The sequence below is a fragment of the Luteibacter aegosomaticola genome (genome assembly GCF_023078475.1).
GTDB classification, from domain to species: Bacteria; Pseudomonadota; Gammaproteobacteria; order Xanthomonadales; family Rhodanobacteraceae; genus Luteibacter; species Luteibacter aegosomaticola.
On sequence record NZ_CP095741.1, the window covers coordinates 3,494,377 to 3,509,577 of the forward strand.

The window sequence follows — 15,201 nt, forward strand, 5'->3', positions numbered from 1 at the left end:
CGGCCAACCCCGCGGGTAAACGCTCCCTACCCTATACCGTTTGAAGGTTATCGCGCCTCGAACGGAGACCCTGATGCGTTCGTTCCTTTCGGCCTGCCTGGCCACCCTGCTCTGCCTGCCGGCAGCCGCCATGGCCGCCGACAAGCCCCTCAGCCAGGAAGACGTGGCCTGGCTCGATCGCGTCACGTTCGGCGCGGATAGCGCCACGGTAGCGAGCTATCGCGACCTCGGCCGACGCCGTTTCCTGCAGGCGCAACTCCATCCGAAGGGCGACGGGCTGCCGCAGCCCATCGCCACCCAGATCGCTGGGTTCGATGTGATGAAGACACCGGCCGATACCTTGCTCGCGCAGGTCCGCGACCAGTACCGCGATATCAAGGACATGCCCGACGGCGATGCGAAGCAAGAGGCGCGCAAAGCGCTGCAAAAGCAGGGCAATCAGTACGCCCAGCAGGCGCAGGCCGCGGAACTGTTGCGCGCCGTTTACGATGAAAACCAGCTGCGCGAACAAATGGTCTGGTTCTGGCTGAACCACTTCAGCGTGTTCCAGAACAAGGGTCGCGTTCGCTGGCTGGTGGCCGACTACGCCCAGAACACCATCCGCCCGCATGCACTGGGCAAGTTCCGCGACCTGGTGATGGCGACACTGAAGAGCCCCGCCATGCTCGAATACCTCGACAACGCACAGAACGCCCGCGACAAGATCAACGAGAACTACGCGCGCGAACTGATGGAGCTGCATACGCTGGGTGTCAACAGCGGTTACAGCCAGGCGGATGTGCAAAGCCTCGCGCGCGTGCTCACGGGCGTTGGCGTCAACTTCGACGGCCAGCCGCGCAAGCTCCGCCCCGACATGCGCCAGTACTACGTCCAGGAAGGCGTCTTCGAGTTCAACCCCAACCGCCACGACTTCAGCGACCAGGTATTGCTCGGCAAGACGATCAAGGGCGGTGGCTTCGACGAAGTGGAAAAGGCCGTCGACCTGATCGTTAGCCAGCCCGCCTGCGCTACGTTTGTTTCCACCAAGCTCGCGAAGTACTTCGTTTCGGATAACCCTCCACCCTCGCTGATCGCAGCCATGGCGAAGACCTTCCGCCGCAGCGACGGCGATATCGCGGAAGTGATGGATACGATGCTGACCTCGAAGGAGTTCATCGCATCGCTGGGTAAACGTTACAAGGACCCGACCCAGTTCCTCGTCTCCACCATGCGCCTGGCGTACGACGGCAAGCCGGTCGAGAACCCGCGCCCCCTGGTGAACTGGATTAACCAGCTCGGCCAGGCGCCGTTCGGGCGGATTACCCCCGATGGCTGGCCCACGGTCGATTCCGAATGGTCGAGCTCGGGGCAGATCGCCAAGCGCTTCGAGATCGCCCGCGCGATCGGCAGCGGTGCCAACCACCTGTTTGATCTGGATGAGGCGGGGACGCGCAGCATCGGCGGCTTCCCGCAACTCACCACGCCGACGTACTACGCGACGATCGAGCCCACGCTCGGCCCGAAGACGCGCAACGCTCTCTCGCAAGCGACCTCGCAGCAGGAGTGGAACACCTTCCTGCTCTCGTCGCCCGAATTCAATTACCGCTGAGGCTCCCCATGGACCGCCGCCAGTTTCTCTTCGCGCTTGCCGCCACGGTGCCTGCCCTTACCCTGGGCGGCAAAGTATTCGCCGCGCCCGCCAGTTCACCGCGCTTCCTGCTCGTTTTCCTCCGCGGCGGCTACGACGCCAATAACCTGCTGGTGCCGTACTCAAGCGATTTCTACTACGAATCACGGCCCAGCATCGCCCTGGCGAAGCCAACCGCCGGCGACCCGAAATCCGTGCGCGCGCTGGATGCGAACTGGGCGCTCGCGCCCGCCGTGGCGCAGACCATGGGCCCGCTGTGGGACAAGAAGCAACTCGCCTTCATCCCGTTCGCTGGCACTGACGACCTCTCGCGCAGCCACTTCGAAACGCAGGACAACATCGAATCCGGCGAAGGCAGCGATGCGCGCAACTACGCCTCCGGCTTCATGGGCCGCCTGAGCGGCGTGCTGCGCGGCGTGCCGCCCATCGCGTTCACAGATGCGCTACCGCTGTCGTTCCGCGGTACCGGCGATGTGCCCAATGTGTCGCTGAAGGGCGCGGGCAAGGCGGTCTTCGATGATCGCCAGTCAAAGATCCTGGCCAGCATGTATGAGGGGACCTCCCTGCAGGCTGCTGCTACGGATGGCCTGCAACTGCGCCAGCAAGTCGCCCAGGACCTGCAGACCGAAATGGTCGCCGCCAGCCGCGGTGCCGTGAACGCACGCGGTTTCGCCCAGCAGGGCCAGCGGATGGCGACGCTCATGAAGGACAAGTTCCGCCTGGGCTTTGTCGATGTGGGTGGCTGGGATACGCACGTGAACCAGGGCGGTGCCGATGGCCAACTTGCCAATAACCTCGACAACCTTTCCCAGGGCCTCGCAGCGTTCGCCGACGGGCTGGGCGACGCCGAGTGGAACAACACGGTGGTGGTGGTCGTGTCCGAGTTCGGCCGCACCTTCCGCGAGAACGGCAACAAGGGCACGGACCACGGGCATGGCACGACGTACTGGGTGCTGGGCGGCAAGGTCAACGGCGGGCACATCGCCGGTAGCCAGGTGGCGGTCAACGCGGGCAGCCTGCTGCAGAATCGTGATTATCCGGTGCTCAACAATTACCGGGATGTGCTTGGTGGGTTGATGAAGCGGATGTATGGGCTTTCGGATGCGGATGTGGGGACGGTGTTTCCCGCGGCGAAACCGCGCGATTTGCAGCTCGTGTGAAAGCATCGCGCGCAAGTGCGCTCCCCTCAGGGCTGCCAAACCTGCCCACCCGGATTCGATAGCTGCCGGTCGAGGTAGTACGCTGCACTGATGAACGCCAGATGGGTAAGCGCCTGCGGGAAATTACCCAGCTGCTCACCACGCAGGCTGAGTTCCTCGGCAAACAGGCCCAGGTGGTTCGAGTACAACACCCCGCGCGCCATGATTTCCCGTGCCTCGTGCAACCGGCCCGCACGCGCCAGGCACTCGACGTACCAGAACGTACACGTGGTGAACGCACCCTCCCCGCCCTCGAGGCCATCCGCGTTGCGGTAGCGGAACACCAGACCGTCGTCGGTCAACTGATCGCGGATCGCATCCAGGGTCGCGAGCCACACCGGGTCGGTCGCGGAGACGAAGCGCACCAGCGGCATCATCAGCAATGAGGCGTCGAGATCGGTGCCGCCCTTGGTCTGCACGAAATACCCGTGCTCCGGGTGCCTGAAATTCGCCCAGATATCCTCGGCGATACGATCGCGCTCCGCCGCCCACTCCACCATCGGCCCGGGCAGCGAGCGCTTGCCGGCGAGCCGGAACGCCCGATCCAGCGCTACCCAGCACATCAACCGCGAATGCAGGAAATGCCGCGGCTTGTCGCGGATTTCCCAAATGCCCTCGTCGGCGTCACGCCAGTGCCGCGATACGTGATCGACCATCTTGCGCACGTGCATCCAGCCGCTGTGGCTCATCGCGGTGCCGTACTTGTTGGCCAGGTACAGGCTATCCATCAGCTCGCCGAAGATATCCAGCTGGGTCTGCGTGCGCGCAGCGTTACCGATACGCACCGGTACCGAGCCGGCGTAACCCGCGAAGTGAGATAGCGCCTGCTCTTCCGCTGCCTCGTCGCCATTGATCGCGTACATGATCCGCAGCGAGGAATGCTTATCGAGCGCAGCGACGCGATCCTCGATCCAGGCGCGGAACTTCTCGGCCTCATCAACATAGCCAAGACGCATGAACGCATACACCGTAAACGAGGCATCCCGAATCCACGTCGCCCGGTAATCCCAGTTCCGCTCCGCGCCGGTTGCTTCGGGCAAGCCGAACGTCGCCGCCGCGGCGATGGAGCCGAACTTGTGCGAGGTAAGCAGCTTCAACACCAGGGCCGACCGATCCACGCGTTCGCGCCAGCGGCCCCGGTAGTTCGATCGTCGCGTCCAGCGGCGCCACGCTTCGAGCGTGTCCTTGAACGCCGCCTCGCACTCGTCCGTCGTCAGCGGATCGTGCTCCTCATCGCCCAGGACAAACCAGGCGTCGTGGCCGGGAACGAGGGAAAAACGTGCCTCGGCCTCGCCGTCACCGAGCTTCAGGGGCAGGTTGGCCGAGAGCCTTAGCGAGTGCTTGCCGGCATGGAACACGGCGGTCTCACCATAGGCCTCTACCGTCGGCACCTCCCGCGCATAGTCGAAGCGCGGGCGGCAACGCACGTGGATATCCACCTTGCCGCGTAGCACGCGTACGCAGCGCACGAGCGCCCGCGGCACGCGCACATCCGCCTCGGGATGCGGCATGAAATCCGTGAGTTCGACGCTCCCCTCTTCCGACATCCAGCGCGTGATCAGCACATTGGTCTCGGGGACGTATAGCTGCATCCGCCGCGCGTCGTGCAGCAGCGGTTCAACACTGAACTCGCCGCCATTCTCCGGATCGAGCAGCGCGGCGAAGATCGTAGGGCTGTCCAGGTGCGGCCAGCACATGAAGTCCACCGTGCCATCGGTGGCTACGAGGGCCGTGGTGCCCATATCGCCGACGATGCCGTGTTCACTGATATGGCGGCCGGGGACCGGGTTCGGGTGGTGTGGTGGCACTGGGGGAGCTCCGCAACCGTCTTCGGGTCCAGCAATGCCATGGCCGGTGTGAAGGCGAGGCCGAACGCCGTTCGAGCCTCTGCACACAATGTAACCGATCGGTTGCATTACGTAACCGATCGGTTATACGCTCCACGTCGCCATCCACAGGGGGAATAGCGCCATGACCACGGAACCGCTCGACACGACCGACCTGCTCATCCGCCGCGAGCGCCGCGGTATCGCGGGCGCTCTGGTCCTGATGCTGGTGCTGGTCGCGGGCGCCGCGATGGTCTGGGTGAATGCACCCATCCGGGCGACTTCGCCGTTCTTCTTCGCCGCCGCGCTCGCGGTTCCGCTCATCGTGGTCATGTCGCTGGGGCGTACGTTGCTCGGCCGTCGTGACCTCGCGGCCAAGCGGGCCGCCGTGCGCGACGATGAAGGCCGCCAGGCCGCGATCGACCGCGCCAGCCGCTATGCGCTGGTAGCCACGCTGGCACCGATGGCAACCTATGCCCTGCTCTCGCATGCCTATCCGTTCCCGGCGCCCGTCGCTGTGTTGCTCGCGGGCTTCGTTGTGCTGGGCGCGGGCACTTTCCTGGTGGCGTTCCTCGTCCTGGACCGCGCCGCGTGAGCGAGAGCGGCCTCTCCAACCGCCTGAAGGTGCTGCGGGCGGAACGCGACCTGACCCAGGCCGACCTGGCCGATCAGGTCGGCACCACGCGCAAATCCATCAATGCCATCGAGGCCGGCCGCATGGTGCCTTCCACCCTGCTCGCCCTGAAGTTGGCACGCGCGCTCGGCGTGCCCGTCGAGGCCATCTTCGAACTGGCCTAGAACTCCAACCGGTAGGCGACCTTCACCAGGCCTTCGTTCACGTCCTTCAGCGAGAAGCCGTGGCGGAACTGCGAATCCACCTCATCGTTCGTATCCTGCTCGTAACCGCCGCGGTTGTAGACGATGTACAGGTTCGATAGGGGCGCGATCTCATAGCGGTAGCGCACCTGGAAGCCGAGGTTGGCGACGCCCAGCCCGTCGATCGGTTCGTCGCTGGGTGTGGCGTGGCCGGTGGGACTGATCTGATACGCGCCACGCAGCTTCGCGCCCACGGCCAGCGTCTGCAGCTTCACGCGCAGTTCCTGGCGGTTCCCGAAGTTCCAGTTCAGGCCGCTATCGATGCCGACGGTACGGCCATCGAACGAGCCCACGAGATTGTCGTGCTGCCAGATCAGCCAGTTCGGGTCCCACTCGTAGCTCGCGCCAGCGAAGACGCTGAACGCATCGGTGATGAAGTACGTGGGGACGAACTTGAAGTAATACCCAAGGCGATGGAAACCGCTGAGCTCGTTACCGCTGATAAAACCCTCGGCCTCCCAGCTCCAGCGCCCGATGCGCGGGCGTTCGCGTTCGTAGTAAAGCTTCGCCGTGGGCGGGTTATGCACCGGGTTGCCGCCACGGGTGAGCAGATCGTCGTAGGAGGCCGTGAAGCTGTCGAGGCGCCACTGCTCCATGCCGCCGTCCTTGCGGTTGGCATTGAGCTGGACGCGGAAGCGGCGATGCACCGTGAGGCCTTCGGTGTTGTCCAGCGCCGAGATGCGATAGCGCCACAACAACGACGTGTACGCTGAATCCGCCGGCATGCTGGTGACGCGCTGACGCACTTCCCAGTGCAGGTATTCCATGTCGTTGCGCGGCAGGTAGCCAAAATCGTCGATATCCAGACGGTGGCCGAAGTACATGCCGAGCCACTGCTGGGCCCACGTATCATTCATCTGCCAATACGCGATGGAGGTGGCGCCCAGCCCCGAGCTATTCGCCTGCGGCTGGTCGATCTTGCTGCCCACCACGTTGCTGGTGATGTTGAACGCCTCGTTCGGCTGCCAGCGGTGATCCAGGCCGAGAACATTGGCATCGCGATCGAGGTACGGGTGGTTCACTCGCGTCGCCAGCATGCCGAAGCTCTGCGTATCCACGGTACGCAGCAGGCGTAGCGCGCCAAAGGTGCGGCCGGCATCGCCCTTCTCCTGCGCCGTGAGGATGCCGTAGCTGGTCTGGCCGACGCTGCCGTTGACCTTCACCGCCGCCGAAATATCGGCCGGGCCGTGACCATCATCCGCCTCGCCGCCGACGCGGCGCGTATACACCAGCTGCGAATCGTCATCGAGCAGGCTGAAATCGAAGATGCCCTGGTTTTCGGTAAAGAACGGGCGCTTGTCCGTAAAGAAGGTTTCTTCCGGCGAGAAGTTCACGACGAGGTCGTCGCTTTCCACCTGCCCGAAGTCGGGGTTAAGCGTAGCGGTGAGCTGAGTCTGGCCGTTCGGCTTCCACAGGATATCGGCGCCTTCCTGGAACGACGCACCGCCATGGCCGTGCTCCACCTTGCCCACGACGTACGGCGTCACGGCGAACAGCGATTGCGTGTACGCCGGCATCCGCACCTTGTTGAACACCGACAGGAAGCGCCCCTGGTCGAAGCTCACCGCCGGCCACGCCATACGCTCGCCGGTGCTGCCAATGACGCGGTCGATATACAGGCCGATCGTGCGCGTATCGCCTTCGGGCTTGCGCATCTGCGCGACGTACCACGGGATCAGCACTTCCACGCTGTAGCCGTTTTCATCCTCGCTGACGGCGTGGTCCCAGATGCCATCCCAGTCGTAGCTGAAGTCGGATTCGTTGGTGATCACTTCGTCGGCGATGCCGCCGGTGGATTTCACCTCGAAATCGAACCCGGTGCGGCCATCGCCATCGAAATCCACCATCACGTTGATGCGGTCGACCAGCGCATCTTCATCGCGGCGCGCCGCCTGGCGCGAGCGTGGAATGTCAGGCGACTGGGTGACACGAATGGCCACGGCGAGGCCCTTTGGCGTCGACAACACCCAGGCTTCGGTCGGCTGCGAACCCGGCTTGCCGGTACGCGGCTGGGTCTGGCGGAAATCGGTGATGTGCTGCGCGCCCTGCCACTCGGCCGGGTCGATATGGCCATCGATCACCACCTCCGCGTGGGCGGCGGTGGTGGCAAGGGCCAGGGCAAGGAAAGCGGTAAAGCGGCGGCGCATGCAGGGTCCGGTCCGAAAAATCCTGCGGAATGGATGCCTGCCGGCTCGTAAAGGTTTGCCATGACCGGTGGCACAGGCGCCTAGTTCGTTTCCCTGATGAGGTCGATCAGGGCCCGCAGCGTCGCGGGCACGTGGCGCCGGCCGGGGTAGTACAGGGCCAGGCGGTCGAAAGGCGGGGTCCATTCGCCCAGGACGCTTTCCAGCCGTCCGGCCGCGATATCGGCTTCGACGTCGTACTCGCTGAGGTAGACCAGTCCGATGCCGGCCAGGGCCGCCGCGCGGAGCAAGTGCGGCTCATCCAGGGTCACATGGCCCGGCACGTCCACGCTCAACGCCTCGCCGTGGCGCTCGAACTCCCAGTGGTAGATATGGCCCGAGGCCATTCGGGCCCGAACCGAGGTGTGCCGGGCGAGGTCTCCCGGCGATTCCGGCCGGCCATGCCGCGCGAAATAGTCCGGGGAACCCACCACCAGGTGGCGGATCCGTGGCCCCAACGGCACGGCCACCATATCCCCCGGGACGATATCGGTGGTGCGGAAGCCGGCGTCATAGCCATCACGGACGATGTCGATCATCCGGGCCTCGGTCACCAGTTCCAGTTGCACGCGCGGATAACGCTGCATGTAGGGAATGAGCAGCGGTTGCATGAGCCGGCGGGCCGCGCCCGTCGACGTGTTCAGGCGCAGGCTGCCGACCAGTTCGTCGCTGGTTTCGCCCGCCCGGGCCATGGCATCGCGGATACCGGAGACGGCCGGACCGACGTCGTCGACGAAGCGCACACCGGCGTCAGTCAGGCGGACGCTGCGCGTAGTGCGGTGGAACAGGCGGGTGCCCAGCCGGGCTTCCAGGGCGGCAACGGACTGGCTCAAGGCCGAGGTGGACATCTCCAGCTCGGCTGCCGCCGCGCGGAAGCTGCCGTGGCGGGCCACGGCCAGCACGGCTTCGAGTTCGGTCAGGCCACTGCGCATTATCCGCTCCTGCTTCATACCGCATTCGGATTTGTCCAGCTTATCAGGTCAATGCGTTGTCCTCATCCTTGGGTGGTCCCCGAATCGCACTGGAGTACCCAGCATGTATGAGCTCAACCAGATCTATATCGACGGCGCCTTCGCTACCCCGCACGGCGACGAGCGCTTTGAGCTGTTCAACCCGGCCACCGAAGCCGTTATAGGCACCGTCCAGCTTGCCGATGCCGAGGACGCCCAGCGCGCCATCGCCGCCGCGAAGCGCGCCCTGCCCGGCTGGTCGCGGACGAGCCTGCCCGAGCGCGCCGCCCTGCTCCGCCGCATGCATGCCGCCGTCGCGGCACGTGAGGATGAGCTGTTCGATGCCATCGTCGAGGAATACGGCGCGCCCACCTCGCGCGGTCGCTGGATGGCCCAGTACGCTGCCCAGGTGTTCCTTGATGCCATTCACGCGATGGAGCATTTCGAATTCGAGCGCAAGCTCGGCATCGCCCATGTGGTGATGCAGCCGGTCGGCGTGGTTGGGCTCATCACGCCTTGGAACAGCAATGCCAGCTTTATCACCGGCAAGCTTGCCTCGGCGTTGGCCACCGGCTGCACGGCCGTGATCAAGCCGAGCGAAATGAGTGCGCTGCAGACGCGCGTGGTGATGGAAGCGCTGCATGAGGCGGGCGCACCTGCTGGCGTCTTCAATATCGTGACCGGCCGTGGCGACGTCGTCGGTGCGGCCATCGTCGACAGCCCCGATGTGCGCAAGGTGTCGTTCACCGGTTCCACGGCGGTGGGCAAGAGCATCCTTCGTTCCGCCGCCAGCGACATCAAACGCGTGACGCTGGAACTCGGTGGCAAGTCGCCGACGATCATCCTGGATGACGCCGACTTCGCCACCGCCGTACCCATGGCGATCCAGGCGGGCTTCATGAATAGCGGGCAGGCGTGCATCGCCGGTACGCGCATCCTCGTGCCGCGTTCGCGGCTTGCGGAGTTCGAGGCGCTCGCCGTCGCTGCCGTTGAGAGCTGCGTTTCCGGCGATCCCGCCCATGCGGAGACGACGATCGGCCCGATGGTGAGCCAGAAGCAGTGGGACCGCGTGCAGTCCTACATCAGCAAGGGCATCGCGGAAGGAGCTCGCCTGCTCGCCGGTGGCGAAGGCCGTCCGGACGGTTACGACCGCGGTTGGCTGGTCCGCCCCACCCTGTTCACCGACGTGCGCAACGACATGGCCATCGCCCGCGACGAGATCTTCGGGCCGGTGTTGTCGATCATCGCGTACGACGATGAAGAGGAAGCCATCGCGATCGCCAACGACACGACCTACGGCCTGTCCGCGTACATCGCCACAGGCGACCTGGCCCGCGGCGCCCGCGTCGCCGCTCGCATCGATTCCGGCCGGGTCATGGTCAATACCCTCACCCACGAGCCCAAGGCACCGTTCGGTGGCTTCAAGCAATCGGGTCTGGGCCGCGAGAATGGCGTGATCGGGCTGGAGGCTTACCTCGAGCCGAAGGCGATCATTGGCCTTGGATGATTCACGGTGATGCCGCCGCGGCGCGGAAGCTCACCGCCATGAAGTGCTTCGGGACGCCGTTTTCGAACGGCGTCTTCTTCATGAAGGTGGCGGCGCTCGCGTCGTGTTTCAGCGTGGCATCCAGGAAGACCAGGACGTAGCGAGCCACCCATGCGTGGCTCGTGTTCGCGTCTTCGCGGCCGTAATCGGCGATCTGGTCGTCCGCAAAGCGCTCGGCGTTCTTGCGCCGCTGCATCATCGCGCCGAACTCGCCGTGCGACATGCCAAGCATGTTCACCGTGTAGAGATCGCCGTGCATCCAGGCATTCAATACACTGGGCCCGACGCGGCTGGCCGGCGGGTCGTCGGTATCGAGCTCTACGTCTTCCAGCCAGTTGGGGAACGCCGAGGTGAAGAACAGCAGCGGGATGCGGATCCGTTCCGGGTGTACGTCGCCGGCCTGCTGCACCAGCGCGGGGAAGTAACGCATGCTGCCATCCATCGAGGCCAGCGCCTTGATGCGCGGATCGCGCGCTGCCGCGAAGACGGATGCCAGCCCGCCCCAGCTCCAGCTGGCGACGGCTAGCTGTGATGTATCGGTGTCGGGCAGCGATGCGGCATAGGTGATGAGAAACGCGATGTCCTTTGCCTGGCTGTTGATGCCTTCGATGTCGTCGGTCATGTCACGCGTCGAAACGCCCATCGATGGGCTCGCGATGACGACGTAGCCGTGGCTGGCGAGGTATTCGCACAGATCGGCGTTTTCCCAGGCTACGGATGAGTCGCTGGGAGCGTAGATGACCACCGGGTATTTGCCGGCCGCCATCGGTGCATCGCGACGCGCCCAGAGTGGCGTGGAGGCCATGGCTTTCAGCTGGGTTCGCCACTTGTTGTGGCCTGGGTCGGGACTGCGGAAGTCGGTTTCGGTGTCGGCCAGCGCGGCGTAGGCGCCCACGGTCATCGCTGCTGCCCTGTTTCGCTCAGCGGGGTACCAGACCAGGGTCTGCAGCGGGCGATGCCCTGAAGCGCCCCAGGGTCGCGACACGTCAGTGTTCTCAACAACCTTCAGCCCGACCGCGAGCGGCCCGGGCTTCTGGAGGAATGCAAACGTATCGGCATCGGCGAAAGCCGGTCCCGCGCACAGCATCACCACCACCGCGATGCACCAACGACGCAAAGGCTTCATGCCTGTCCCCACCAGACGGGTTTCGGGTAGCGCCAATGTAGACGGCTGGCGGCACGGGGCATGTGCCGCAAGTCACCGCCTCCGGCGCGCCCGGCATGCTACTTTGCGTGGGCCAAACCACACCCTGGGGATCCCATGCTCGCACGTACCTGCCTCGCGCTCGCCCTCGCCGCCGCGGTGGCCCTGCCCGCCCTTGCCGATGACGCGAAGAAGTCGCCCACGCCGAAGGAGCTGCTGGCCAAGTCCACGCCTGCCGAGTGGCGCACGCCCGATCCGCAGAACCTCGTGTACATGGACCTGCCGCAAGGCCGGATCATCATCGAACTGGCCCAGGACTGGACCCCGGCGCACGCCGCCAACATCCGCACGCTGATCCGCGAGCACTACTTCGACGGCACGCAGGTCATCCGCGTGCAGGACAACTTCGTCACCCAGTGGGGAGACGCTGATGGCGATGACAAGGCCAAGGCCAAGAGCATCGGCACCGCGAAGGAAACCCTCACGCCGGAATTCACCCGCAAGGGCGGCAAGCCGTACCCGTTCACCAAGCTCGCCGATGGCGATGTGTACGCGCCGGAAGTCGGCTTCTCGGAGGGATTCCCGGTCGCACGCGACCCGAAGGCTGGCGAGGCGTGGATCGCGCACTGCTACGGCACCGTGGGCGTGGCCCGCGACACCGGCCCCGAGACCGGCAACGGCAGTTCGCTCTACGCGATCATCGGCCAGGCCCCGCGCAACCTCGACCGCAACCTCGCCGTCGCCGGCAAGGTCATCAAGGGCATGGAAATCCTCTCGGCCTACCCGCGCGGTGGCGAGCCGATGGGCTTCTACGACAAGCCCGAGCAGCGCGTGACGATCAAGAGCGTGCGCCTCGCGGCTGACGTGCCCGAAGCCGAACGCACACCGATCCAGGTGCTGCGCACCGATAGCAAGACCTTCGCCGCCGTGGTCGACGCCAAGCGCAACCGCCGCGACGCGTTCTACACCCGCCCGGCGGGCAAGATCGACCTGTGCAACATCAGCGTGCCGGTGCGCGATCCGTCGAAGAAATAAGCCCGACTGTAGGAGCCCACCCTGTGGGCGACATCTTTCGCGTCGACGCCGCAAGCCATGTGGCGACATCGCGAAAGGCGTCGCCCACAGGGTGGGCTCCTACGTTTAGGGCTGGGCGCTTTGCGGTGCGTCGGCCACGATGGCTTCGCGTAGCGCGCGCAGCTTGGCCTTGAGTTTCGCTTCGTTCTCCGCACCGACGCGGATCATGAACTTCTGGCCCACCGAGCGCTCTTCGTAGCTAGCATCGGCGAAGACATAGCCCACCTTCTCCGGCAGCAGCTGCAGCGGGCCCTTCGGCTCCGGCGCCGCGAGCAGGTGATCGATAACTTCGATCAGCCGGTCGTTGAAGTACCCATTGGTGCCGAGGTCACGATACGCCGACTGGAACAGCGGGTAGTTGCGCTTGTACCAGGCCGCGGCCGCTTTCGGATTCACGTGGTCGGCCACGTACATGTAGGTGTCGTAACGCGCGAGGTTCTTCTTCGATTCGACGAACATGCCGTCGCTGGACTCGACCTGGAAACGGCCGGTCGGCGTGCGCATGGGCAGGATGTTCATGCCGATGGTCTGCTTGGGCAGCGCGTCGATCGTCGAAACCATGCGCGAGACGATGGCGTCGGAGCGCATGAGGGACTTAAGCGCGTCATCGCTGGTGAGCGCCAGGAGCCCAGCCATGATGGCGTCATCGCTCTGGTCCAGCGGCGGCAAAGCGGCAGTAGAAGCGCCAGCCGGGCCAATCGGGTGCTGCGGGAGCGCCGCATCGTGCACCGCGGTCGAGGGCATGGCCGAGGATGCCGATGCCACAGGCTGCGGCGGCTGCGTGGCGTCATGCGCCTGCTTCTCGCGGTAGAGGAAGACCCCACCCAGCCCAACAATGGCGATGATCAACACACCCGCCAACCACTTCGAACCCGACGACTGACTGCTCAAAACAAGGCACTCCGGTGAATCCAGCCCCCATGGGACTACGAATCACCGGGTTGGTTCAAGGCGAGTGGGTCAGGTCCGCTTCATCGAGCAGGTAGTCCCGGTAGGCGGTGCCGCTCGAAAAGCCCATGTCAAAGCCGTACTGCATGCGTACGGGAAGGTTGGTGACCACCTGGCAGTGGTAGTGAGCGACCATCCCCATCGCCACCGTGCGAGCGACCGTCTCGTCGTCGACGCCGGGCCCGGTCAGCTGGACGCGCAGGCCCTGGCACTCCGGCTTGCCGCCTGTGGCAGCCGTCGGCTTTTTCCACGACAGCCACGCGTTGACGACCTGCACGGGCCCACCGGTTGGGGCCTTGGTGACCCGCGTGGTCAGGCCCGGCGAGAAATGCAAAAAGACAGGGAGACCCGCCAGGGCAATCGGCACCTGGAGTGCGAAGATCGCCGACGCGATCATCAAGTGCGGCCGCCAGAACCTCAGGCCCGCCAAGCCCTGGCGCGTCGCCCGCCCACGAATGACAAACGTGCGCGTGGCCAGATCGTGCAAACCTTGCTTCGTGCGGCGGTTGAACACCAACACATACAACGACGCGATCATCCAGCCGCCGAGCAATCCGTTTACGGCAAGGTGGGGGTAGTCGCCTGCCTGGGCCATATAGAAGTTGTTGAGGATCAGCGGGGCACAGATAAGCGCAGCGCGGAGAAACGAGCGGCTCATGCCAATGACGCGCCCAGCGTCGTCTACGACACGGATGCCGATCAATTTCTTACCGGGCGAGCCCGCCCCACCCCACCCGCTGTCAAACAAGCCGAAATACACCACGGCCACGGTAAAACCAATCAGCCGCGCCCAGACACCCAGGGCAGCCAACGGTTCGAAGAACGCAAGACTGACGATGCACCCGCCCAGCGCAAGGATGATCCAGTCGATGAGAAAGGCCAGCCAGCGCCGCCATGTGGCAGCCAAGGGCGCCATCTCGGGCGCCGCGTCCATCTGCGAGTCGGTATCCATGCCTCTCCCTCTGATCCGGTGATCATGCACCCCCACGGGCGCTTGCGGGAAGTCCCCTCCGTCACGGCATAGTCGGGCCGCCGGGCATCCCCCTTAGCCGCCCGGCATCAGGGTTCATCCACATCGATAATCGTCAGGAGGAAGTATGGCTTTCTCTACGCAGGCCGAGTCGTCCCCGATCGCCGGCATCAACGTCACACCACTGGTCGACGTGCTGCTGGTGCTGCTCATCATCTTCATGATTTCCGCGCCGGTCATCGCCCACAAGACCCGCGTCGACCTACCCACCTCGACCGAATCCGATTTCAAACGGCCAGACCCGCTCAGGGTCACCGTGGATCCCGGTGGCATGGTGTTCCTCAATGGCACCCTGGTAAGCGACGCCACGCTGGCGACGCAACTGGATATCGCCGCCAGCAAGGGCCGCGACGATGCCGCCCTCATTCCCCACGTGGAGCTCCACGCATGTGATGAGGCCGCTTACGACGACGTCGCCCGCGTGCTGGCCCTGGTCAAAGCCCACGGCGTAACCGGCATCGACTTCGCCTCCGACTAACTCACCACATGTAGGAGCGCGCTTGCGACACGCAACGGGGTGTGTGGACTCGGGGGCGGTCAGGCCCTTGCGGCCGACATGAGCGGAGGGCCGCCAAACGCATCGCTTATCGCGAGAGAGGGGCTACGGCCCGGTCCGAAGGTCCGCGACTGGCGGCCGCAAGGGCCTGACCGCCCCCGACCTCAGCAAGTACCCAGCCTAAGGCGGCGCAAGCCGCTTAATACACGCATTCGCGCCAGCGAATGAACCGATCACAAGGCGCGATGCCATATACGCGCCCCGAGATACGCGGCAAACCTAAAAAAAGGCCCGCTGTGAGC

At 65.0% G+C, this 15,201-nt stretch carries 13 protein-coding genes; 7 read left to right on the top strand and 6 right to left on the bottom strand.

Going from position 1 to position 15,201, the window contains the following annotated elements; translation table 11 throughout:
- Positions 1–73 precede the first annotated feature (73 nt).
- Both L2Y96_RS15595 and L2Y96_RS15600 read left to right on the top strand, forming a co-directional pair.
- A complete protein-coding gene (locus L2Y96_RS15595) occupies positions 74–1,588 on the top strand; it encodes a DUF1800 domain-containing protein (RefSeq protein ID WP_247328018.1) in 1,515 nt (504 codons plus the stop codon).
- An 8-nt stretch (positions 1,589–1,596) separates the two neighbouring features.
- Positions 1,597–2,787, top strand: coding sequence for a DUF1501 domain-containing protein (locus L2Y96_RS15600; protein WP_247328020.1), 1,191 nt, complete (start codon positions 1,597–1,599; stop codon positions 2,785–2,787).
- A 26-nt stretch (positions 2,788–2,813) separates the two neighbouring features.
- On the opposite strand, the gene L2Y96_RS15605 is transcribed toward L2Y96_RS15600, so the two are convergent.
- Complete coding sequence (locus tag L2Y96_RS15605) at positions 2,814–4,634, bottom strand: glycoside hydrolase family 15 protein (RefSeq protein WP_247328021.1); 1,821 nt, start codon at positions 4,632–4,634, stop codon at positions 2,814–2,816.
- Between the two features lie 163 nt (positions 4,635–4,797).
- Between L2Y96_RS15605 and L2Y96_RS15610 the strand changes: the two genes are divergently transcribed.
- Both L2Y96_RS15610 and L2Y96_RS15615 read left to right on the top strand, forming a co-directional pair.
- Complete coding sequence (locus L2Y96_RS15610) at positions 4,798–5,247, top strand: hypothetical protein (RefSeq protein ID WP_247328022.1); 450 nt, start codon at positions 4,798–4,800, stop codon at positions 5,245–5,247.
- On the top strand, positions 5,244–5,450 hold the full coding sequence (locus tag L2Y96_RS15615) for a helix-turn-helix transcriptional regulator (protein ID WP_247328023.1): 207 nt from the start codon (positions 5,244–5,246) through the stop codon (positions 5,448–5,450). The genes L2Y96_RS15610 and L2Y96_RS15615 overlap by 4 nt, the downstream gene beginning before the upstream one ends.
- Here L2Y96_RS15615 and L2Y96_RS15620 read toward each other — a convergent pair.
- On the bottom strand, positions 5,447–7,675 hold the full coding sequence (locus tag L2Y96_RS15620) for a DUF5916 domain-containing protein (RefSeq protein WP_247328024.1): 2,229 nt from the start codon (positions 7,673–7,675) through the stop codon (positions 5,447–5,449). The genes L2Y96_RS15615 and L2Y96_RS15620 overlap by 4 nt on opposite strands.
- 80 nt (positions 7,676–7,755) lie before the next feature.
- A complete protein-coding gene (locus tag L2Y96_RS15625; protein WP_247328025.1) occupies positions 7,756–8,643 on the bottom strand; it encodes a LysR family transcriptional regulator in 888 nt (295 codons plus the stop codon).
- A 103-nt stretch (positions 8,644–8,746) separates the two neighbouring features.
- Here L2Y96_RS15625 and L2Y96_RS15630 point away from each other — a divergent pair, with 103 nt between their 5' ends.
- On the top strand, positions 8,747–10,168 hold the full coding sequence (locus tag L2Y96_RS15630; protein ID WP_247328026.1) for an aldehyde dehydrogenase family protein: 1,422 nt from the start codon (positions 8,747–8,749) through the stop codon (positions 10,166–10,168).
- Between the two features lies 1 nt (position 10,169).
- Here the strand turns inward: L2Y96_RS15630 and L2Y96_RS15635 are convergent, their stop codons facing one another.
- A complete protein-coding gene (locus L2Y96_RS15635) occupies positions 10,170–11,333 on the bottom strand; it encodes a dienelactone hydrolase family protein (RefSeq protein WP_247328027.1) in 1,164 nt (387 codons plus the stop codon).
- 135 nt (positions 11,334–11,468) lie between these two features.
- On the opposite strand from L2Y96_RS15635, the gene L2Y96_RS15640 reads away from it, so the two are divergent.
- Positions 11,469–12,386, top strand: a complete 918-nt coding sequence (locus L2Y96_RS15640) for a peptidylprolyl isomerase (protein WP_247328028.1) — start codon at positions 11,469–11,471, stop codon at positions 12,384–12,386.
- Between the two features lie 105 nt (positions 12,387–12,491).
- Here L2Y96_RS15640 and L2Y96_RS15645 read toward each other — a convergent pair whose 3' ends face one another.
- Both L2Y96_RS15645 and L2Y96_RS15650 read right to left on the bottom strand, forming a co-directional pair.
- On the bottom strand, positions 12,492–13,316 hold the full coding sequence (locus L2Y96_RS15645; protein ID WP_247328030.1) for a DUF3014 domain-containing protein: 825 nt from the start codon (positions 13,314–13,316) through the stop codon (positions 12,492–12,494).
- A 55-nt stretch (positions 13,317–13,371) separates the two neighbouring features.
- Positions 13,372–14,325 (bottom strand): RDD family protein, encoded by a 954-nt coding sequence (locus L2Y96_RS15650; protein ID WP_247328032.1) that lies wholly within the window; start codon positions 14,323–14,325, stop codon positions 13,372–13,374.
- A 145-nt stretch (positions 14,326–14,470) separates the two neighbouring features.
- Between L2Y96_RS15650 and L2Y96_RS15655 the strand changes: the two genes are divergently transcribed.
- On the top strand, positions 14,471–14,881 hold the full coding sequence (locus tag L2Y96_RS15655; protein ID WP_247328034.1) for an ExbD/TolR family protein: 411 nt from the start codon (positions 14,471–14,473) through the stop codon (positions 14,879–14,881).
- The last annotated feature ends 320 nt before the right edge of the window (positions 14,882–15,201 follow it).

Coding starts and splice junctions, on each gene's coding strand:
- L2Y96_RS15655 (WP_247328034.1), top strand. CDS start 14,471: ATGGCTTTCTCTACGCAGGCCGAGTCGTCCCCGATCGCCGGCATCAAC.
- L2Y96_RS15595 (WP_247328018.1), top strand. CDS start 74: ATGCGTTCGTTCCTTTCGGCCTGCCTGGCCACCCTGCTCTGCCTGCCG.
- L2Y96_RS15610 (WP_247328022.1), top strand. CDS start 4,798: ATGACCACGGAACCGCTCGACACGACCGACCTGCTCATCCGCCGCGAG.
- L2Y96_RS15620 (WP_247328024.1), bottom strand. CDS start 7,675: ATGCGCCGCCGCTTTACCGCTTTCCTTGCCCTGGCCCTTGCCACCACC.
- L2Y96_RS15635 (WP_247328027.1), bottom strand. CDS start 11,333: ATGAAGCCTTTGCGTCGTTGGTGCATCGCGGTGGTGGTGATGCTGTGC.
- L2Y96_RS15625 (WP_247328025.1), bottom strand. CDS start 8,643: ATGCGCAGTGGCCTGACCGAACTCGAAGCCGTGCTGGCCGTGGCCCGC.
- L2Y96_RS15600 (WP_247328020.1), top strand. CDS start 1,597: ATGGACCGCCGCCAGTTTCTCTTCGCGCTTGCCGCCACGGTGCCTGCC.
- L2Y96_RS15650 (WP_247328032.1), bottom strand. CDS start 14,325: ATGGATACCGACTCGCAGATGGACGCGGCGCCCGAGATGGCGCCCTTG.
- L2Y96_RS15630 (WP_247328026.1), top strand. CDS start 8,747: ATGTATGAGCTCAACCAGATCTATATCGACGGCGCCTTCGCTACCCCG.
- L2Y96_RS15640 (WP_247328028.1), top strand. CDS start 11,469: ATGCTCGCACGTACCTGCCTCGCGCTCGCCCTCGCCGCCGCGGTGGCC.